This window comes from Mycobacterium colombiense CECT 3035, from assembly GCF_002105755.1.
Classification (GTDB): domain Bacteria; phylum Actinomycetota; class Actinomycetes; order Mycobacteriales; family Mycobacteriaceae; genus Mycobacterium; species Mycobacterium colombiense.
In genome coordinates this window covers 3210949-3230505 of record NZ_CP020821.1, presented here as the reverse complement: position 1 = coordinate 3230505, position 19557 = coordinate 3210949, and the positions used below count along the sequence as shown (strand labels likewise).

The window sequence follows — 19557 nt, the reverse complement described above, 5'->3', positions numbered from 1 at the left end:
TCGAGCGATGACGTTACACCGCTTCGGCCTGCCAGGTAATGGTTGGGACGAGATCTGTCGCGCTCATGCGGACGGGTCGAATTTCGCAATCAGCCAGGAACCGTTGACTTTTCTCAGCGTGACCAGAACGCTGCTCTGCGTCTTTTCGGGATCTTTCTTCTGTGCGCTTTTCGTGGTCTGGTCGACGAAAACCAGCACGACGGCCGAATCGGGATGCAATTCCGAGACGGCGGCCCGAACCACCTTGGCGGAAGCCGTCAGTTGCCCCTTCTCCGCCGTCGGTGCCACGACATCGTCGGTGAATTTGCTGTAATAGGCCAGAAAGTCGCCGGTGAGATGTGATTTCGCATTGTTGAAATCGCGATTCAGATGCTCGTAGGAGTACGACAGCGCGGCCGCCGCACCATCCGATGCCGCCTGGATCGCCCGGTGCGCCGCCGCATCGCCGACCTGCTGATCCGGCCGGTACAGGATGAGGTACACGCCGACGGCGACTCCCACCGCGGCAACAACCAGCGTTGTCGCGACGATCGAGCGCCACCTTGCCGAATATCGGCGGGCCGCGCGCCGAATCATTGTCAGCCGGCGCGAGCGTGCCGGGCCCTCGCTGGCCGGTGGCTCCGCGTTGTCGTCGGTGGATGAAGTGTCCACTCCCTCAACAGCCTTGTCGGTGCGGTCCGGCGACGACCCATGTTCGGCAGTCATCGCAGGAAATCAATCTTCGACATCTTGAGCTGGCCGCCGTCCCGGTCCATGTTGACGCTGACCCGAAACAAGGCCGGTGGCGGCTTGAGGTTATCCGGCCCGAAGGGATCGGTTTTCGCCGCCACAAGCACGACTCCCGAATTGTCGGTCAACGACTCGACGGCGACGGCTTCGATGGTGACCTTGGTGCCGACCTTCGTCTCCTCGGCCTTATTGACGATGAGGGTCGACAGCACTGCGAGCTGGTTCTTCTGGTCGCCCGTGGAGGCATCGATCGCGCGCTGGACATCCTCCTTAGCATGAGCCGGGTCGATCGACATGAAAGCCGTGATCCCTTGCCGGGCCGCCGTACTGAACTCCGCGGCGAGCTGGCGATTGTGCACCGCAATGTGGTGCTGCCACAGCATGTAACCAGTTCCGGCGAGAGAGCCAGCGAAGAGCACGGTGGCGACAACGCCCGCGACTGTCTTCCGCTGTGGGCGCCGGAGCCAACGTGGCCGCGCCGGGCGCCGGAGCCGTAGCCGTCTGCGGGTCTTCGCGGGGCGCTGCTCGTCCTCGTGGGCGCCGTCGTCCGCGCCCCCGGTTTGGGTCGCCCGGCGCAGTTTTGAGAGGCGTTCTCGAGCCGCCTCGGCGCGCGCTTCGGCCTTGGCAACTTCGTCTTCCGGGTCCGCTTCGGACGCCGCCGCTGCATTGCCGTCGGCCGTTGCGCGCGACCGTGGTTCGCCGGGATCGGTGACATCCATCGGGTCACCAGAATCGTCGGCGTCGGGCCCGTCCGGATCGTGCACGGAGAAGCAGCTTATCACTGCGACCTGGGCCCAACGCCGGCGTCAGACGGCCGCCTTCGCGGCCCCTAACATGCGGAAATACCAACTCGCCGGGGCGCGGGGCGGACCGGCATTCGGACGGCCTGGCACTGACCGCCCGTCGCCCCGGCTGATCTTCTCCAACCAGGAGAATTTTCTTTCCGGGTGTGGCAGAGTAATCGGGTGCGATCAATCGTGCCTCTGGTTGCCGCGTTGCTCGGTGCCGGTGTGGTGGCGGCGCCGCCAGCCTCGGCCGGGCCGACCGTCTGCGACTACCCCGCCTGCACCCCGGGCATCATGCCCCATCAGGTTCTCGGTGCGCCGTGTGAGAACACCAGCTACTACGCCTTCGGTGTCGCCGACGGATACGTGTCCTTCGCCTCGGAGCCCGGACGGCTGATGTTCTGCGGCTCGCCGAGGAGATATCAGCCCCGATGGTTCCGCTCACCGCCGATGGCGGGAGTCAAGGAAGAAAACGCCGACTGCCAGAACTACCTGAACTACGTCGCGCAGGCGCCCGACGGTCTGTTCCTGATCTGCATTGCTCACGACGGCATATCGAGCTGGGTCCGCGCCGACACTTAGTCCGGTGCTGCCCGAGGCAGGCCGAGTAGCCGCCGGCTCAAATCCGTAACCCGATCGAGCAAGGTCTCGTCGTCGATGTCGGCAACCAGCGGATGCATGACCGCGGTGCTGAGGGCGCCGGAGAACATGGCGGCCTCGATCCGCCCGTCGAGCCCCGCATCGCTCAACAGCACCCGGTACAGACGGTCCATGAAACGTTGAAAGGGCTTGTGCTCGGCCAACAACCGGACGACGACGGGATCGAACTGCAGCGTCCGCACCAACCGGCGATCGCGAACGGCCATCTCAACCACACGCACCAGCAGCGCATCCCGCGCCTGGGGTCCGTCGTCGTATGCCTCGGCCTCCTCGAGCGCCGGCTCGAGCCGGCCGAGCTCGCGCTCGGTCACGGCGATGACGATCTGCTCCTTGGTCCGGAATTGATGGTAGACAGCGGCTTTCGTGATCCCGACGGCATCGGCGATCATCTGCAGCGACGTACCGCTGACGCCGTGCGTGGCGATCAGATCCAGCGCGGCGTCCAGTACCCGCGTCCGGGCCGGGCTGTGCTCGATGAGCCAGAACTGCTCACCGAGCACCGGCTGACGTGCTGTTCCCACGCACCGAGACTAGACGACGCTATTGACCGTGGCTAGCCGATCGGCTAGCTTCGCTCACTAGCCGAGTTTCGGCGGCGATTGCGTGCGGGGAAGGAAGGACCGATGTCCGACGTCGACGGGAACGATGCAGGCGGTAGCCAATCTGCGCGGACCGTCGCGCGACGGACCGACGGCGAGCTGATCCTGCTCTGGACGTTGCCGGTGGCGCTGATGCTGTGGATCGCGTCCTTCTTCCTGTTCCCCGGATTCAACCCGCCGATGTCACCCACCATGTCGGCGCAGCAGGTGGCCGCGTTCTACCGCGATCCGGGGCACATTCCTCAGATCCGTTACAGCATGATCCTGTTCAACTGGTTCGGGGTGTGCCTCGTGCCGATCCTGGCGCTGATCGCGCTGCAGATCCGCAGGATGGCACACCGAACGCCGATCTTCTCCTACGCGATGCTGGCCTGCGCGGCCGGCGGTCCGACGTTGTTTCTCGTCGCCAACGTCTGCTGGCTGCTGGCCGCCTTTCGTCCGGAGCGTAGTCCCGAGCTTACCCAGCTGCTCAACGATCTCGGCTGGGTCACCTTCACCATCCTGGTCCCTTATCTCATCGGGCAGAGCCTGATCCTTGCCGTGGCAATCTATTTCGATGATCAGCCGCGCCCGGTGTTCAGCCGTTGGGTGGCCCACTTCAACCTTCTCGTCGCCGCCGCGCTGGTGCCCGCAGCATTTGTCGGGGTGTCACTAACCGGCCCGCTGGCGTGGGACGGCTTCTTATCGTTCTGGGTGAAGAACGTTGCCATCGCCGTCTGGATCGTCGTGATGGGCGTGGTCTTGGGGCAAGCCGTTTATCGCGAGCGTGCCGAAAACCGTGGCCGCTCAAATGAACTGGTCACAACATGAGCGCGGTCATCACACCGGCGACGGCCCCGGCGACGCCGCCCTCGGGACCGCTGCATCACCGACTCGCCTGGCACCTGCGGCGCGACCCCAAGCGAGAGCTGTGGGTGGCGTGGGCCGTGCTCATGGTCTTCTACGGCCTCTTCTTCCCGATGTTCTTCATCGTGGCGCAGGTCCAACCTCCGCCGGAGCCCACCTGGGACCTCACGACGCAGGCCCATTGGTTCGCCGAACGTCACCTCGGCATACCCGTCGGCTTCGGGGTCATCTTCGCCACCAGCGGCATGACCGCGGTCAACAACGCCCTCATCGCGTATTCCATGCGGCGCATGTCGGTCAGCCGCGCGTTCGGCTATTCGTATCTCGTCATCTACTCGCTCGCCGCGGTCCCCGGCATGCTGCTGCTCAACGTCGCGCTGATCGTCGGCACGCTGCGACCGGACCGCGACCCCCAACTGATCGCATGGCTGTATGACTTCGCCTTCCTGTCTTTTGACGGAACCATGGGCGTGTTCCTGATCGGTTCGCTGATCTGGATGGTGGCGATCCTGCTCGACAAGAACCGCGTGTTCCCCAAGTGGTTCGGCTATCTCAACCTGTGCAACGCGCTGACCGAGGTCGTCGTGGCGCCCTGCTGGATCTTCCGGCGTGGCGTGTTCGCGTGGGACGGCGAAATCGCTTGGTGGCTAGACATGGTCGTGTTCGGCATCTACCAGGTCACGTTCATCGTCATGCTGTTTCAGATGATCCGCCGCGAAGACTTCGGGGCCGGGGAGCTGCCGGACCTGCCGCCGAGGAAGGCGGTGGCGCAGTGACCGAACTAGCCGACAAGCGCGGACGCGTCAGGGCCGTACCTGGCCAGCCCGACATGTGGGCCTTCGTATTGTTCGAGACCCTGGTATTCACCGGCTATTTCGGCTTCTACCTGTTCTCGCGGGGACGCAATCCCGAGCTGTTCCTGCACTCGCAGGCTCATCTCGACCTGCGCGTCGGGGTCTTCAACACCCTGGTCCTGCTGCTCAGCTCATGGTCGGTGGCGCGGTGTGTTCAGTCGGCCCGCGCCGGCGCCTATGCGGCGGCCCTCAGGGATGTTTTCATCACGGCGGGTTTCGCCGTGGTGTTCCTGTCCTTCAAGGTTTTCGAGTGGGCCCGGTTGGTTCAGGCCGGAAACGGCATGGAGCGCAACGACTTCTTCATGTTCTATTTCTTTCTCACCGGAATCCACTTTGTCCATCTGCTGATCGGCTTCGTCGTCCTCGGCATCATCGTCTACCAGATACGGAGTCCGGCGCGGCGCTCCCAGGAAATCATCGAAACCGGCGCAACCTATTGGCACACCGTGGATTTCCTGTGGGTGCTCATCTTTGCGCTGCTCTACGTGGTGAGGTGATAGTAATCAGATTCAACAGGAGGTTGCTGTTCGTCTGGGCGATCTTGGCCGCGTTGACGCTTGCCTATCTGTGGATAGACCGCGCCGCCGACGGGGCGCTGAAGTCCAGCGCCGTGGTCACCTCGAGCGTCATCGTGATCGCACTGGTCAAGGTGCGCATCATCTTTCGCGAGTTCATGGAGGTGCGGGACGCCCCGGTCCTGCTGTGCCGACTCACCGACGCGTGGGTGGTGTTGATCGCCGTCGTGCTGCTCGGCTGTTACTTCGTCGGGATGCAGGTCCGGTAGCGCCCGCGAACGAAAAGCGCTAAGCCACCGGCGCGACCGCGTCCGCGGTGGTGAACGACAGGTGCAATTCGCTCAGGCCGCGCAGGATGTAGGTCGGCTCGTAGGTGTAGCGGCGCTCGGCGGCCGGGCCGTGATGGGCCTCGTTGACCTCGATGTGCGGCATCCGGTCCAGGATCCGCTCGATCGAGACGCGGCCCTCGACTCGGGCGAGCGGGCCCCCGGGGCAGGAGTGCACGCCACGGGCAAAGGCCATGTGTTCGCGGACGTTCTTGCGGCGCAGGTCGAACTCGTGCGGGTTCTCGAACCGGCGGGGGTCGCGGTTGGCCGCGCCCGGCAGGATCATCACCACGGTGCCCGCGGGGATGTCGACCCCGCCGATCGTGGTGGCCTTGCGGGCCAGCCGGGAATCGCTCTTCACCGGGCTCTCCATCCGCAGCGATTCCTCGATGAACAACGGAATCAGGCTGCGGTCCTCGCGCACCTGCTGCTGGATGTCGGGCCGGTCGCCCAGGACCTGCAAAGCGGCGCTGAGCAGCTTGGCGGTGGTCTCCTGGCCGGCGGCGAAAAGGAACGTCGCCGAGCGGACGACCTCGATCACCGGGGGCGTCGAGCCGTCCGGGTATTTCGCTTCCGCCAGGAACGTCAGCACGTCGCCGCGCGGTTCGCGGCGGCGATCCTCGATGTAGTGACAGAACTTGTCGTCGAGCCACTCGAGCGGGTTGATCCCGACCGATTCGTGATCAAGTGCCCCGACCCGCGCGCCGGGGCGGTCGGCACCCAAGACGGTGCGAAACTCCTTATGGTCCTCCTCCGGGACGCCGAGCAGGTCGGCGATCACCAAGGTGGCGAAGGGTTTTGAGTATTCGGCGATGAACTCGCACTCGCCGTTGTGCAGGAACTCGTCGAGCTGACGGTCGGCGAGGCGCCACATGAACTCCTCGTTCTGCTTGAGCCGGCTCGGCGTCAGCAGCTTGGCGAGCACCGATCGGGCCTTGGTGTGGTCCGGCGGATCCATGGTGACCATGTGCTCGAACATCGGAAAGGAGCTGCGGTGCTCGTCGATCTGCGGGCCGATGTCATCGCCTTCGGGCGTGAAGGGGAGCGGCGGGAACGGCCCGCCGAGCGCGACGATGTTGGAAAACGTCTCCGGGTCCTTGTAGATCTCGGTGGCTTCTTCGTAACCGGTGACCGCGACGACGCCGTAGTGCGGCAGGCGCAGCACCGGGTTCTGGCTGCGCAGGTAGTCGAAGTACGGGTGTGGATCTGGGACCAGTGACGGATCGGTGAAGAAGTCGATCGAGTCGAAGGTGCTCATCGGATTGCGTCTCCCTGGGCTGGGTTTACCGGTGGTATTCGGCGGCCTATCGCTACCGCCGCCCGATTTCGAGATCGAAAATGTGCTGAGCACCTGCTTAGCATGGCGGTAATGTCAGGGTCAAGGTCGAGCGCGGCGCGCCACGATACGATCCGTGGGGTCGGCACGGGATGGCACACAGTACGGAGCAGGGACATGACATCGGCCCGCAGAATCGGGGCGCCGGACGCGAAAAACCGCGTCCTGCTGCTCGATGCCGCCGAACAGTTGATGCTCGAAGAGGGCTACGCCGCGGTGACGTCGCGCCGGCTGGCGAACAAGGCCGGGCTGAAACCTCAACTGGTGCACTACTACTTCCGCACCATGGAAGAGCTGTTCCTGGAAGTCTTCCGTCGCCGGGCCGAGGAGGCGCTCGAGGCGCACGCGCAAATGCTGAAGCTGCCACAGCCGCTGTGGGCGTTGTGGCGCTTCGGCACCGATCCCGCCTTCACCCGGATTTCCATGGAATTCATGGCACTGGCCAATCACCGTAAGGAAATGCGGGCCGAAATCGCCTACTACGCCGAGCGTTTCCGCGAAGAACAGCGACAGGCCGTGGCGACTGCGCTGGAGCGCTACGGCTCCAGAATTCAAGACGAGGGCCAGGACATCGAGATCGCTCCGGTGGTGTGGACGGTGCTGATGAGCAGCCTGTCGCGCTTTCTGGTGCTCGAGCAGGCCATCGGCATGTCCGCCGGCCATGCCGAGACGGTGGAGCTGGTCGAGAACTACTTGCGCCGCCTGGAAGGCGAACCGCAGCCGATCGAGGGCGTCGCGGAGACCTGGCTGGTTCACCAATTCCGCAGCGAGCAGAGCACGCCTTTGGGTCCATCCTTGGATACGACGACGGCGCCGTCGACCGCCAACTCGCAGTGAAGTCCCGGCGTGCCGGGTTCGGTACCCGTGCTCGCCACGACCATCGCGTAATGATCTGGGTCCGACATGTCCAGATCGAAGCCCCACGGCTTGCCGGGGGCGAGGTCGACGTCGACGTGGGGCGTGAACGAGTAGGGGTTGTGGCTGTAGTCGGAGAATTTTTCCGGCTGATGGTCCAGGTAATAGATGCTGGTATAGATCGGATTCTGTGCGCTCACGGTGTACCTGACGTGATGCATCACCGGGTCGTCGGCATGCGCCCGCCCGCCTCCCGCCAGCAGACCACCGGCTGTCAACAGAGAAGCCAACGACACGATGGCGCCGACGCCCATCACTGACTTCATCGTGGTCATGACGCTCCTCCGGCTGCCGGGCGCGGCTTGGTGTTGCGGTTCATCACCCGTTCTGCGGCCTGCCAGTGCGGGTCCGCAACCCATAACCGTGCGAAGGATGCTATCGCCTCCTCAGGAGAAACTCCTCGGATTACCCGCTTTATCTCAGTCGCCGGCCGGCGCGCCAGCGATCGTGCGACGGCTCGCCACCCGTGGTCGGGCGAGTCGAACACGCCGCGGGGCACGACCTGATCCACCAAGCCGATGCGTTCTGCTTCGACCGCGGTGAGGGCGGTTCCGGAACCGGCCAGCAGCAGCGCCTTGCTGTTTCCGACCAGCGCGGCCAGTCGCTCGGCGCCGCCCCAGGCCGGCATGATCTCGAGCTGCACCTGGTTGAAGGCGATCTTGATGTCGTCGGCGGCCACGCGGATGTCGGCGGCGACAGCGACTTCGGCCCCGCCGCCGAATGCGTGACCGTTGAGCGCGGCGAGGACTGGAGCCGGGAAATCCGCGAGCTGATCGCAGATGGACCGCATCCGCCGGGCCATCGCGGCGGCGTCCTCCTCGGTGCGCAGCGCGCTCAATTCCTTGAGGTCGCCGCCCGAGACGAAGGCCTTGTCCCCAGCACCCTTGAGCACCAGCGCCTGCGCCCCGGCCGCCGCGTCGAGCGCCTTCTCCAGCTGGTCCATGGTGTCCAGACCGATGGCGTTGCGCGCGTGCGGGCGATCGATGGTGACCACCGCCAACCCGTCGTCGATCTCCAGGTCCACCATGTGTGTAATCGCTCCTCGACAGGAACCCGATATTGGCATTCTCTTTTGGCGAGAATAACATCATCGCTGCAGGCTAAGAACTTTCGTCAGCGAGGATGGAGGTGGCTCGATGCGGAACCGAATCCTGGCCGCCGCTGCGGTCCTGGCCGTTGTTGCGGTCGGCGCGTGCACGTCGCGGCCACCAACGCAACTCGCCAGCACGGCACACGTCACCGTGAACGGCAACGACCGGAACTTCCACATCGTGAAGTGCAGCCAGCGGGAGTGGAGCCGGACGATCGAAATCGGCGGCAACTTCGCCGGCGCCAAGCTCGTCATCGACGAGAGCGCCCAACCGGCGACGGTCGAGTCCGTACACATCCAAAACCTGGGCGGCTTCAGCGGCATGTACTCGCGGGGCGACGGCGGCAGCGCGGACATGAGCATGACGGGCGACAAATTCACCGTCTCCGGCACCGCCAACGGGTACCGGACCGATAAACCGGGCGAACCGGCGGACGCCACCTACAAGATCTTTGTGTCGTGCTGACCACGTCGAACCGGGGTTCGGCGGGGCCACGTTGCGATTAGGCGCCTGTAGAGAATAGTATTCTCACAAATCAAGAAGGAGGATTTCATGGGCCAGTTGTCGCACCGGGAAGACGTCCCGTTTCCAATCTTTGACGCGGATAACCACCTGTACGAGCCGCCGGAGGCGCTGACCAAGTACCTGCCCAAGGCGTACAAGGACTACGTCCAGTACGTGCAGGTCAACGGGCGGACGAAGATCGCGATCCGCGGCCACATCAGCAACTACATTCCCAACCCGACCTTCGAGGTCGTCGCCCGGCCGGGCGCCTGGGAGGAGTACTTCAAGTACGGCAACCCGGACGGCAAGAGCAAGCGCGAGCTGTTCGGTGAGCCGATGCGGGCGATCCCGGCGTTCTTCGAGCCCGGCCCGCGCCTGGAGAAGATGAACGAGCTTGGCCTGGACCGCACCCTGATGTTCCCCACGCTGGCCAGCCTGCTCGAGGAGCGGCTGCGCGACGACCCGGTCGCCATCCACGTCCTGGTCCACGCGCTGAACGAGTGGCTCGACGACGTCTGGGGCTTCAACTACCAGAACCGGATCTTCACCACGCCGGTCATCACCCTGCCGATCGTCGAGAAGGCGATCGAGGAACTGGAGTGGGCCGTCAAGCGCGGTGCGCGTTGCATCCTGATCCGTCCGGCGCCGGTCCCGGGCTTCCGTGGACCACGGTCGTTCGCGGTGCCCGAGTTCGACCCCTTCTGGGAGCGGGTCGTCGAGTACGACTTGCTGGTCGGCATGCACTCGAGCGACAGCGGCTACTCGCGCTACACCTCCGAGTGGGACGGTGCCGAACAGGAAATGCTGCCCTTCCAGACCAACGCGATGGGCATCCTCAACGAGTGGCGGCCGATCCAGGACGCGGTGGGGTCGTGGGTGATTCACGGCGCGCTCTACCGCCACCCGAAGCTGAAGGTCGCGATCGTCGAGGCCGGCTCGAAGTGGATGACTCCGCTGCTGGACGGCCTCGCCGAGGTGTTCCGGAAGGCCCCGGAAGTCTTCCCGAGCGACCCCGTGGAGATGGTCAAGAACCGGATCCACGTCAGCCCGTTCTTCGAGGACGGCATCGACGATCTGGTCAACCTCGTCGGTGTGGATCAGGTGCTGTACGGCTCGGACTGGCCGCACCCGGAGGGGTTGGCGGAGCCGACGTTCTACGTCAACGCGCTGTCACACCTGTCGGTTGAGGACCAGGCAAAGATCATGGGCGGCAACCTCGGTCGACTCGTCACGGTGTGACGCCTCGACCAATCGAGCCTGACTGGCAGACCATCCCCGAGATGGTCTTGAGCGCGGCGGACCGCTTCGGCGATGCGGAAGCAGTGGTCGACGGTCCGCTGCGCTTGACTTTCCGGCAGGTGGTCGAGCGGATACGTTGCGCCGCAGGTGCGTTCGCCGACCTCGGTGTCGAAAAGGGTGACCGGATCGCGATCTGGGCGCCCAATTCGGCCGAATGGATCATCGCGGCGTTCGGGTTGCTCACCGCGGGTGGTGTGCTCGTCCCGGTCAACACCCGGTTCAAGGCCGAAGAGGCCGGCGACATCATCGTCCGCAGCAAGGTGAAGGCCGTCCTGGTCCAGAAGGGATTTCTGGACCAGGATTACACCGCTCCCGCCGGCGTGCCGGTCATCGACCTGAAGTCCGACTTCCTGTCCAGCGGTTCACCATTCGAGCGCGCGGTGAGCGGCAGCGACACCTCGGACATCATCTTCACCTCGGGCACCACCGGGCGCCCGAAGGGCGCGATGCTGAGCCACGGCCAGACGCTGCGCATGTATGAGGAGTGGGCGACGCTCGCCGACCTGCGCGAGGGTGACCGCTATTTGCAGATCAACCCGTACTTTCACACCTTCGGGCTGAAGGCGGGGCTGGTCACGTCTTTCCTGCGCGGTGCCACGATGCTGCCCGTTGCGGTGTTCGATGTCGACACGGTCGTGAAACTCATTGAACGCGAACGCATCACGATGCTTCCCGGGCCGCCGACGTTGTACCACTCGTTGCTGACGGTGGGTGACAAGTCCAAGCTGTCGACGTTGCGGGCCGGCGTCACCGGGGCCGCCGACATCCCCGTCGAACTGGTCCGCCGCATCCACGACGAACTGCCGTTCCAGACGCTGATGACCGGTTACGGGCTCACCGAGGCCGGTAACGTCACCCTCTCGCTGCCCGGCGACTCCTTCGAGGATGTCGCCACCACCGCGGGCGTGCCGTGCGACGGGGTCGAGGTGCGCATCGCCGACGACGGCGAGGTGCTGGTCCGCGGCTACGGGGTCATGAAGGGCTATCTCGACGAGCCGGAGGCCACCGCCCAGGCGATCGACGACGAGGGTTGGCTGCACACCGGAGATCTGGGCGACTTCACCGAGACGGGCCGGCTGCGCATCGTCGGCCGGAAAAAGGACATGTTCATCGTCGGCGGCTTCAACGCCTATCCGGCCGAGATCGAGGGCTTCCTGCTCAACCACCCGGCCGTCGCGCAGGCGGCCGTCATCGGTGTCCCCGACGAACGGATGGGCCAGGTCGGCAAGGCGTTCGTGGTCCGCGAAGGCGACGTCAGCGCCGACGAATTGATCGGCTGGTGTCGCGACCGCATGGCCGGATTCAAGGTGCCGCGCACGGTAGAGTTCCTCAATTCACTCCCACTCAACGCGACGGGGAAAGTGATGAAGGACCAACTCCGATGAACAACGGCGATATCCACTCGATGGTGATCGCGTCGGACTACCGCATCCCCGATCCGACCCGGGTATGGCCGCTGCTGGAACGCAACAAGGCCGCCCTGGCCGATATCGGCGCGCACCACGTGCTGGTCTACACCTCGACCCGCGACCACGGCAGGGTGCTGGTGATGATCGGCGTCCACAGCCGTGAGCCGATCGTGGAGCTGCTGCGCTCCCGGGTCTTCTTCGACTGGTTCGACGAGGCCGGCGTCGAAGACATCCCCGCCGTCTTCGCCGGCGAGATCGTCGACAGGTTCATCGCGCAGCCACCGACAACCCCGGCGGCACCGGGAGTCGTGGTCGCCGCCATCGCGTCCGTCAACGACGTGTCCCTGCTCACCTCCGAAGTCAGCACCGCGATAGACCGGTTCACCACGGCCGGTATCCGAAAGACGTGGGTGTTCCAGGCTTTTGACGACGACCACGAAGTGCTGATCCTGCAGGAGTTCCCCGACGAAGAAACCGCCCGAGACTGGATCGACCACCCCGATGCCGCGGCGCAGTGGATGTCCGGGGCGGGCATCGGTGCCTACCCGCCGCTGTTCGTCGGCCGGTTCTTCGACATGATGCGTATCGAGGCGGACTGAGGATCCGCCGGTGTTCGTGTGCCTGTGCAATGGAGTCACCAGCCAAACGGTGTGCGATGCCGTGGAGTGCGGCGCATCGACCACCAAGGAAGTCGCGCAGGCGTGCGGCGCGGGCGCCGACTGCGGGCGCTGCCGGCGCACGGTGCAGGCCATCCTGCGGTCCTCCAACCCGGATCGGACTCCGAACCCGCGCTAGGGCGTCAGCGTCGCGGGCTGCCGTCCGGTGACGTCGGTTGGACGAGTTCGACCAGCAGGTTGGGGATTTCGAGCCGCGGCAACACCACCTCGACGAACACCATGCGGTCCTGGTTCTCCGCGGCGGCGGTCAGGGCGTCGTCGAGTTCGCCGTAGGTTTGGACCCGGAACGCCAGGTGGTCGGTGACGCCCAGTGCGCCGGGCACATCCGTCCACGTCCAATTGACGATGTCGTTGTACGGCGCGGTCTCGCCGTGGATCGCCCGTTCGATGGTGTAGCCGTCGTTGTTCACCACCACGATGACGGGGGACAGGCCCTCGCGGGAGAACGCGCCCAGCTCTTGGACGGTCAGCTGTGCGGCGCCGTCCCCGATGATCAACACTATCCTGCGGTCCGGATGCGCCACCGCCGCCCCGAGCGCGGCGGGCAATGTGTAACCGATTGAGCCCCAAAGGGGTTGACCGATGAAGGTCACGCCCTGCGGCAGCCGATGGTCGGCCATGCCGTAAAACGAGGTGCCCTGGTCGGCAAGCACCACGTTGCCCGGTGTGAGGGCCACGCACAGGCGGTCCCACAACATCTTCTGGGTGAGCGGTTGGTCGCGCGGCGGGGGCGGCGGCAGCGGTGCAGCCGGCGGCGACACCACCGGCGGTGACGAGGTTGCGCGCCGGACCAGGATGGTCGCCAGCGCCTCGAGCGCCGCACCCATCTCCAACGGCGCGAACACTTCTCCGGCCACGCTGCTCTGATACTGGCCGACGTCGATGGTGCGGGCCGGGTCGATGCGCTGGCTGAAGAAGCCGCTGACCATGTCGGTGAACACCACGCCGGCGGTGACCAGCACCGGTGCCTCTTCGATCGCGGTGCGCACCGCCGGCGCGCTGGCGGACCCGGCGTAGATGCCCAGGAAGTTGGGTGAGCTCTCGTCGAGCAGACTCTTCCCCCACATCAACGTGGCGTGCGGCACCACGTCGGCGGCCAGCAGTGCCTCGAGTTCCTTGATCGCCTGCAGCCGGTGCACCAGCAGGTCGGCGAGCACGGTGAGCTGATGGTCGCCGATGAGTTCGGTCGCGGCCTCGACGAACATCGCCAGCGCGCGGGGGCTGGTGCCACCCGTGTAGCGCGGCAGCGGCGCCTCGGGCGGCTCGGTGGGGAAGCGGGCCACGTCGGTGGACAGCAGGATGTAGCCGGGGCGCTTCTGCTCGCGCACCTCCGACAGCACCCTGTCGATCTCGCGGCGGGCCGTCGCGGGCATGAGATTGGCTTGTGCGCAGGTGATTTCGCGGCTGACCCGCAAGAAGTGCTCGAAATCCCCGTCGCCGAGTGAATGGTGCAGCGCCCGCCGGGTGCCCTGGGCGTCCTTGGACGGGCCGCCGACGATGTGCACAACGGGTACCTGCTCGGCGTAGCTGCCCGCGACCGCGTTGGCCGCGGAGAGTTCGCCGACGCCGAAAGTCGTTACCAGCGCTGACATTCCGCGCAGCCGCCCATACCCGTCGGCGGCGTAGCCGGCGTTGAGCTCGTTGGCGGTGCCGACCCAGCGAATGCTGGGGTGGGCAACGATGTGGTCGAGGAATTCCAGGTTGTAATCGCCGGGAACGCCGAAGATCTCCGAGACGCCGAGCTCGGCGAGACGGTCCAACAGGTAGTCACCGACGGTGTATGCGGGATCGGTCGCGGCATCAGTCACAGGCACGACGGTACGCTCGGTCCAATCCGTTCCGGGTGAGACGCCGGGCCAGTATCGTGCGGGCCATGGCACTGAAAGAATCCCGCGACATCGTCATCGAAGCCAGTCCGGAAGAGATTCTGGACGTCATCGCCGACTTCGAAGCGATGCCCGAATGGTCGGAGCCGCACCAGAGTGCGGAGATCCTCGACACCGGCGACGACGGGCGTCCCCGCCAAGTGAGGATGAAGGTCCGGGTCGCCGGGATCACCGACGAGCAGGTGATCGCCTACACCTGGGGCGACAACGTGGTGAGCTGGAAGCTGGTCAGCTCCTCGCAGCAGAAGGCGCAGGACGGGAAGTACACGCTGGTGCCGCAGGACAACGGGACCCTGGTCAAGTTCGAGCTTCTCGCCGACCCGAACGTGCCGCTGCCCGGCTTCGTGCTCAAGCGCGCCGTGAAGGGAACGATCGATTCGGCGACCAAGGCGCTGCGCGAGCGGGTGCTCCAGGTCAAGAAGGGCAAGTAGCCGCCGTGGGCGGCGGCGGTCCGCTGGCCGGGGTGCGCGTCATCGAACTCGGCGGCATCGGACCCGGGCCGCACGCCGGGATGCTGCTCGCCGACCTGGGCGCCGACGTGGTGCGGGTGCGCCGGCCGATGGGCGGGCTCACGATGCCGGCCGAGGGCCGGGACCTGCTGCACCGCGGCAAGCGAATCGTCGACCTCGACGTCAAGACGCAACCGCAGGCACTGCTGAACCTCGCCGCCAAGGCCGACGTGCTGCTGGACTGCTTCCGGCCCGGCACCTGCGAGCGGCTCGGCATCGGTCCCGAGGATTGCGCGGCGGTCAACCCCCGCCTGATCTTCGCGCGGATCACCGGCTGGGGACAGGACGGGCCGCTGGCGCCGACCGCCGGTCACGACATCAACTACCTGTCCCGGACCGGCGCGCTGTCCGCGCTGGGCTACGCCGACCGGCCGCCGATGGCGCCGCTGAACCTGGTCGCCGACTTCGGCGGCGGGTCGATGCTGGTGGTGATCGGCATCGCCGCCGCCCTGTACGAGCGGGAACGTTCCGGCGCGGGGCAGGTGATCGACGCGGCGATGGTCGACGGGGTCAGCCTGCTGGCCCAGATGATGTGGACCATGAAGTCCACTGGCGCACTGCGGGACCGGCGAGAATCGTTTCTGCTCGACGGCGGCGCCCCGTTCTACGGCTGCTACGCGACCGCCGACGGCCAATACGTCGCCGTCGGCGCCATCGAGCCGCAATTCTTCGCGGCGTTGCTCGCCGGGCTCGGCCTGTCACCCGACGACGTGCCCGCCCAACACGACAAAGCCTCCTACCCGCGGATGCGCGAGGTCTTCACCCGACGATTCGCCAGCCGCACTCGCGACGAATGGGCACAGACCTTCGCCGGCACCGACGCGTGCGTCACGCCGGTGCTGACGTGGAGCGAGGCCGCGGCCGATGAGCACCTGCGGGCGCGGTCCACGGTGATCACCGCCCACGGCGCCGACCAGGCCGCACCCGCCCCACGCTTTTCGCGGACGCCGTCGGGGCCGGTCGGGGCGCCCCCCGCGGCGACCACGCCGGTCAGCGAAATCGACTGGTAGGAAACCGTTTACGGCGAATCGGTCCGCGCCGGTGCCGGCGTTGCTAAGTTGATCCTCAGTGGCCGTAAAAGCATCACGGGAATTCGTCGTCAACGCGCCGCCAGAAGTGGTCATGGAAGCGCTGACAGATGTCGGCGTCCTGTCGTCGTGGTCGCCGCTGCACAAACACATCGAGGTGATCGACCGGTATCCCGACGGCCGGCCCCACCACGTCAAGACCACGATCAAGATTTTCGGGCTGGTCGACAAGGAGGTCCTGGAGTATCACTGGGGCCCCGATTGGGTCGTCTACGACGCCACGGGAACCTCCCAGCAGCACGGGCAGCACGTCGAGTACACCCTCAAACCCGAAGGGATCGACCAGACCCGGGTGCGTTTCGACGTCACCGTCGAGCCCGGCCGGCCGATGCCCGCGTTCATCGTCCGCCGGGCGGCCGAGAGCGTTCTCGACTCTTCGGTAAAGGGACTGTGCGAATTGGTGAAGCGGGTTCACGGTTCGTCCGACGCCGAATAGGCCGCCTTTTTCTCCTTCGCCGGCGGCCGGGCCGTTGCTAACTTATTAGTAGTGGCCGTTCAAGCGTCGTCGGAAATCGTCATCGACGCGCCTCCGGAAGTGATCATGGAGGCGCTGGCCGACATGGACGCCGTGCCGTCGTGGTCGTCGGTGCACAAACGGGTCGAGGTCGTCGACAAGCACCCCGACGGCCGGCCGTACCACGTGAAGGTCACCATCGCGGTGACGGGCATCCACGACACCGAAATGCTCGAATACCACTGGGGGCCGGACTGGATGGTGTGGGACGCGCAAAAGACCGCCCAGCAACGTGGCCAGCACGGGGAGTACACCCTCACCCGGGAGGGCTACGACAGGACCAGGGTGCGGTTCGTCATCACTGTCGAACCCTTTGCTCCGCTGCCCGAGTTCTGGGTCAACCGGGCCCGCAAGAAGATCCTGCATTCCGCGCTCGAGGGTCTGCGCAAGCGCGTGACCGAGGGCTTCGGCCGTGCTACATAGCCGGGCGCTCACGCAGCGCGGCCAGTCGCTTGATCGCCTCGTCGAGGGTGTCGTCGCGCTTACAGAAGGTGAAGCGCACCAAGTGATTCCACACGTCGGCCGGGCCACGCGTGGCGGCCGGGTCACAGAAGGCCGACATCGGAATCGCGGCCACGCCAACCTTTTCCGGTAGCGCCGCGCAGAACGCGCTGCTGTCGTCGTAGCCCAGCGGACGCGGATCGGCGCACACGAAGTACGTGCCGGCGCTGTCGTGCACCTCGAACCCGACGTCGATCAGCCCGGCGGCCAGCCGGTCACGTCTGGCCTGCAAAGTGGCGCGCAGGCCGGCCACCCACGCGTCCTCGGTCTCGAGCGCCAAGGCCACCGCCGGCTGGAACGGCGCACCGCCGACGTAGCTCAGATACTGCTTGGCGGCGCGCATGCCGGCGATGAGTTGTGCGGGGCCGCAGGCCCATCCGATCTTCCAGCCGGTGCAGTTGAACATCTTGGCCGCGCTGGAGATCGTGATCGTCCGCTCGGCCATGCCGTCGAAGCCGGCCAGCGGCACATGTCGCCGCCCGTCGAACACCAGGTGCTCGTAGACCTCGTCGGTGATCACCAACAGGTCGGCCGCGATCGCGACCTCGGCGATGGCGGCCAACTCCTCGTCGCTCAGCACCGTGCCGGTCGGGTTGTGCGGGGAATTGACGATCAACGCGCGCGTCCGTGGCGTCACCGCCCGGCGCAGGGCATCGGCGTCCAGGGCGAAGCCGCGGCCATGCGGGACCAGCGGCACGGCCACCCGCTGCGCGGAGGCCATCGCCACCACCGGCGAGTAGGAGTCGTAGAACGGCTCGATGAGCAGCACCTCGGAGCCGGGTTCGACGAGGCCGATCACCGCCGACGCGATGGCCTCGGTCGCCCCGACCGTCACCAGCACCTCGGTGTCGGGGTCGTAGTCGATGCCGTAGCGGCGCTGCCGCTGGGCGGCGATGGCGTGGCGCAGCGGTGCGATGCCGACGCCCGGCGGGTATTGGTTGACGCCGTCGGCGATGGCCTCCTGGGCGGCCTTCAGCATGGCCGGGGGCCCGTCCTCGTCCGGGAACCCCTGGCCGAGGTTCACCGCTCCGATCCGCGCGGCCAGCGCCGACATCTCGGCGAATACCGTCGTCGCGTAGGGGCGTAGTCGCGACACCGTCATGGTGGACGAGCTTAACTTCCGGCTCCCAGCGTGACTGCAGCGTCACGTTCGGCGCCGACTGTGACTGTCGCGTCCCGCTCGGGGCCGTGACCAGCGCCATCTTGCCCAACCAACAGGTTGGCCGGGGCCCCTGTTAGGCTGGCGCGGGACCTAGTCTTGAAGACGGATTCGAACCCAATTCGCCAGAACAGGAAGTCGTATGTCCGAAGAAGCTTTTATCTATGAGGCCATCCGCACCCCGCGGGGCAAGCAGCGCAACGGTTCGCTGAACGAGGTGAAGCCCCTCAACCTGGTCGTGGGCCTGGTTGACGAGCTCCGTCGGCGTTTCCCCGACCTGGACGAGAACCTGATCAGCGACATGATCCTGGGTGTGGTGTCCCCGGTCGGTGACCAGGGCGGCGACATCGCCCGCACCGCGGTGCTGGCCGCCGGCCTGCCCGAGACCACCGGCGGCGTGCAGCTCAACCGCTTCTGCGCCTCCGGCCTGGAGGCCGTCAACACCGCCGCGCAGAAGGTGCGCTCCGGCTGGGACGACCTGGTGCTGGCCGGCGGTGTCGAGTCGATGAGCCGCGTCCCGATGGGCTCCGACGGCGGCGCCTGGGCGACCGACCCCGAGACCAACTACCGGATCGGCTTCGTCCCGCAGGGCATCGGCGCCGACCTGATCGCCACCATCGAGGGCTTCTCCCGCGAGGACGTCGACCGCTACGCGCTGCGCTCGCAGGAGAAGGCGGCCGCGGCGTGGTCGGGCGGCTACTTCGCCAAGTCGGTGGTTCCGGTGCGCGACCAGAACGGTCTGGTCATCCTCGACCACGACGAGCACATGCGGCCCGACACCACCCTGGAGGGCCTGGGCAAGCTGAAGACCGCGTTCGACGGCATCGGCGAGATGGGCGGCTTCGACGACGTGGCGCTGACCAAGTACCACTACGTCGAGAAGATCAACCACGTGCACACCGGCGGCAACAGCTCCGGCATCGTCGACGGCGCCGCGCTGGTGCTGGTCGGTTCGGAAGCGGCGGGCAAGTCGCAGGGGCTGACCCCGCGGGCCCGCATCGTGGCCACCGCCACCAGCGGCTCCGACCCGGTCATCATGCTCACCGGCCCGACCCCGGCCACCCGCAAGGTGCTCGACCGCGCGGGCATGACGATCGACGACATCGATCTGTTCGAGCTGAACGAGGCGTTCGCGTCGGTGGTGCTGAAGTTCCAGAAGGACCTCAACATCCCGGACGAGAAGCTCAACGTCAACGGTGGCGCCATCGCGATGGGCCACCCGCTCGGCGCCACCGGCGCCATGATCACCGGCACCATGGTCGACGAGCTCGAGCGCCGCAACGCGCGTCGCGCCCTGATCACGCTGTGCATCGGCGGCGGCATGGGTGTCGCCACCATCATCGAGAGGGTTTAAC

At 66.2% G+C, this 19557-nt stretch carries 24 protein-coding genes; 16 read left to right on the top strand and 8 right to left on the bottom strand.

Features of this window, described 5'->3' with window-relative positions; translation table 11 throughout:
- Positions 1–63: 63 nt before the first annotated feature.
- Positions 64–705 carry a hypothetical protein gene (locus B9D87_RS14815; protein WP_007777279.1) on the bottom strand — a complete coding sequence of 214 codons (642 nt, stop codon included), beginning with the start codon at positions 703–705 and terminating at the stop codon, positions 64–66.
- Positions 702–1493: an Rv1363c family protein gene (locus B9D87_RS14810; RefSeq protein WP_007777276.1), complete on the bottom strand. Its 792-nt coding sequence runs from the start codon at positions 1491–1493 to the stop codon at positions 702–704. The genes B9D87_RS14815 and B9D87_RS14810 overlap by 4 nt, the downstream gene beginning before the upstream one ends.
- Before the next feature lie 213 nt (positions 1494–1706).
- Here B9D87_RS14810 and B9D87_RS14805 point away from each other — a divergent pair, with 213 nt between their 5' ends.
- Complete coding sequence (locus B9D87_RS14805) at positions 1707–2096, top strand: hypothetical protein (RefSeq protein ID WP_007777273.1); 390 nt, start codon at positions 1707–1709, stop codon at positions 2094–2096.
- Here the strand turns inward: B9D87_RS14805 and B9D87_RS14800 are convergent.
- A complete protein-coding gene (locus tag B9D87_RS14800; RefSeq protein WP_040632003.1) occupies positions 2093–2695 on the bottom strand; it encodes a TetR/AcrR family transcriptional regulator in 603 nt (200 codons plus the stop codon). The genes B9D87_RS14805 and B9D87_RS14800 overlap by 4 nt on opposite strands.
- Before the next feature lie 102 nt (positions 2696–2797).
- Here B9D87_RS14800 and B9D87_RS14795 point away from each other — a divergent pair, with 102 nt between their 5' ends.
- From B9D87_RS14795 to B9D87_RS14780, 4 genes are read left to right on the top strand one after another with little or no spacing between them, the layout of a single operon-like run.
- Positions 2798–3583, top strand: coding sequence for a hypothetical protein (locus B9D87_RS14795; protein WP_007777269.1), 786 nt, complete (start codon positions 2798–2800; stop codon positions 3581–3583).
- Positions 3580–4395, top strand: a complete 816-nt coding sequence (locus B9D87_RS14790; protein ID WP_007777266.1) for a hypothetical protein — start codon at positions 3580–3582, stop codon at positions 4393–4395. The genes B9D87_RS14795 and B9D87_RS14790 overlap by 4 nt, the downstream gene beginning before the upstream one ends.
- Positions 4392–4970, top strand: coding sequence for a cytochrome c oxidase subunit 3 (locus B9D87_RS14785; protein WP_007777263.1), 579 nt, complete (start codon positions 4392–4394; stop codon positions 4968–4970). Before B9D87_RS14790 ends, B9D87_RS14785 begins: the two co-directional genes overlap by 4 nt.
- Positions 4967–5257, top strand: coding sequence for a cytochrome C oxidase subunit IV family protein (locus B9D87_RS14780; protein ID WP_080598667.1), 291 nt, complete (start codon positions 4967–4969; stop codon positions 5255–5257). The genes B9D87_RS14785 and B9D87_RS14780 overlap by 4 nt, the downstream gene beginning before the upstream one ends.
- A 19-nt stretch (positions 5258–5276) precedes the next feature.
- Here the strand turns inward: B9D87_RS14780 and B9D87_RS14775 are convergent, their stop codons facing one another.
- Complete coding sequence (locus B9D87_RS14775; RefSeq protein ID WP_007777258.1) at positions 5277–6572, bottom strand: cytochrome P450; 1296 nt, start codon at positions 6570–6572, stop codon at positions 5277–5279.
- 195 nt (positions 6573–6767) lie between these two features.
- Here B9D87_RS14775 and B9D87_RS14770 point away from each other — a divergent pair, with 195 nt between their 5' ends.
- The gene (locus B9D87_RS14770) at positions 6768–7487 is read left to right on the top strand and encodes a TetR/AcrR family transcriptional regulator (protein ID WP_007777256.1); all 720 of its coding nucleotides are present in this window, start codon (positions 6768–6770) and stop codon (positions 7485–7487) included.
- On the opposite strand, the gene B9D87_RS14765 is transcribed toward B9D87_RS14770, so the two are convergent.
- Entirely contained in the window at positions 7403–7831 is a 429-nt protein-coding gene (locus B9D87_RS14765; protein ID WP_496401149.1) for an Rv2576c family protein, read from the bottom strand. The genes B9D87_RS14770 and B9D87_RS14765 overlap by 85 nt on opposite strands.
- Before the next feature lie 5 nt (positions 7832–7836).
- Positions 7837–8592: an enoyl-CoA hydratase/isomerase family protein gene (locus tag B9D87_RS14760; protein WP_007777249.1), complete on the bottom strand. Its 756-nt coding sequence runs from the start codon at positions 8590–8592 to the stop codon at positions 7837–7839.
- 109 nt (positions 8593–8701) lie between these two features.
- On the opposite strand from B9D87_RS14760, the gene B9D87_RS14755 reads away from it, so the two are divergent.
- The 5 genes from B9D87_RS14755 (at position 8702) to B9D87_RS14735 (ending at position 12663) form a co-directional block, all read left to right on the top strand.
- A complete protein-coding gene (locus B9D87_RS14755; RefSeq protein WP_007777247.1) occupies positions 8702–9121 on the top strand; it encodes a lipoprotein LpqH in 420 nt (139 codons plus the stop codon).
- Between the two features lie 87 nt (positions 9122–9208).
- The gene (locus tag B9D87_RS14750; protein ID WP_007777244.1) at positions 9209–10399 is read left to right on the top strand and encodes an amidohydrolase family protein; all 1191 of its coding nucleotides are present in this window, start codon (positions 9209–9211) and stop codon (positions 10397–10399) included.
- 41 nt (positions 10400–10440) lie between these two features.
- The gene (locus B9D87_RS14745) at positions 10441–11844 is read left to right on the top strand and encodes a FadD3 family acyl-CoA ligase (protein WP_007777241.1); all 1404 of its coding nucleotides are present in this window, start codon (positions 10441–10443) and stop codon (positions 11842–11844) included.
- Complete coding sequence (locus tag B9D87_RS14740; RefSeq protein WP_007777239.1) at positions 11841–12467, top strand: hypothetical protein; 627 nt, start codon at positions 11841–11843, stop codon at positions 12465–12467. Before B9D87_RS14745 ends, B9D87_RS14740 begins: the two co-directional genes overlap by 4 nt.
- A 10-nt stretch (positions 12468–12477) precedes the next feature.
- Positions 12478–12663 carry a (2Fe-2S)-binding protein gene (locus B9D87_RS14735; RefSeq protein WP_007777237.1) on the top strand — a complete coding sequence of 62 codons (186 nt, stop codon included), beginning with the start codon at positions 12478–12480 and terminating at the stop codon, positions 12661–12663.
- Between the two features lie 4 nt (positions 12664–12667).
- On the opposite strand, the gene B9D87_RS14730 is transcribed toward B9D87_RS14735, so the two are convergent.
- Positions 12668–14353: an alpha-keto acid decarboxylase family protein gene (locus B9D87_RS14730; protein ID WP_007777235.1), complete on the bottom strand. Its 1686-nt coding sequence runs from the start codon at positions 14351–14353 to the stop codon at positions 12668–12670.
- A gap of 65 nt (positions 14354–14418) precedes the next feature.
- Between B9D87_RS14730 and B9D87_RS14725 the strand changes: the two genes are divergently transcribed.
- Genes B9D87_RS14725 through B9D87_RS14710 form a run of 4 tightly spaced genes read left to right on the top strand, consistent with a single transcriptional unit; the run spans position 14419 to position 16965 of the window.
- Positions 14419–14862 carry an SRPBCC family protein gene (locus B9D87_RS14725; RefSeq protein ID WP_007777233.1) on the top strand — a complete coding sequence of 148 codons (444 nt, stop codon included), beginning with the start codon at positions 14419–14421 and terminating at the stop codon, positions 14860–14862.
- Positions 14863–14867: 5 nt separating this feature from the next.
- The gene (locus B9D87_RS14720) at positions 14868–15950 is read left to right on the top strand and encodes a CaiB/BaiF CoA transferase family protein (protein WP_007777232.1); all 1083 of its coding nucleotides are present in this window, start codon (positions 14868–14870) and stop codon (positions 15948–15950) included.
- A 58-nt stretch (positions 15951–16008) separates the two neighbouring features.
- Complete coding sequence (locus tag B9D87_RS14715) at positions 16009–16464, top strand: SRPBCC family protein (RefSeq protein WP_080598665.1); 456 nt, start codon at positions 16009–16011, stop codon at positions 16462–16464.
- A 51-nt stretch (positions 16465–16515) separates the two neighbouring features.
- On the top strand, positions 16516–16965 hold the full coding sequence (locus tag B9D87_RS14710; RefSeq protein WP_007777227.1) for an SRPBCC family protein: 450 nt from the start codon (positions 16516–16518) through the stop codon (positions 16963–16965).
- Here B9D87_RS14710 and B9D87_RS14705 read toward each other — a convergent pair.
- Positions 16958–18145 (bottom strand): pyridoxal phosphate-dependent aminotransferase, encoded by a 1188-nt coding sequence (locus tag B9D87_RS14705; RefSeq protein WP_007777225.1) that lies wholly within the window; start codon positions 18143–18145, stop codon positions 16958–16960. The two genes, B9D87_RS14710 and B9D87_RS14705, sit on opposite strands and share 8 nt — an antisense overlap.
- Positions 18146–18344: 199 nt before the next feature.
- Here B9D87_RS14705 and B9D87_RS14700 point away from each other — a divergent pair, with 199 nt between their 5' ends.
- The gene (locus tag B9D87_RS14700; protein WP_007777222.1) at positions 18345–19556 is read left to right on the top strand and encodes an acetyl-CoA C-acetyltransferase; all 1212 of its coding nucleotides are present in this window, start codon (positions 18345–18347) and stop codon (positions 19554–19556) included.
- Position 19557 lies beyond the last annotated feature (1 nt).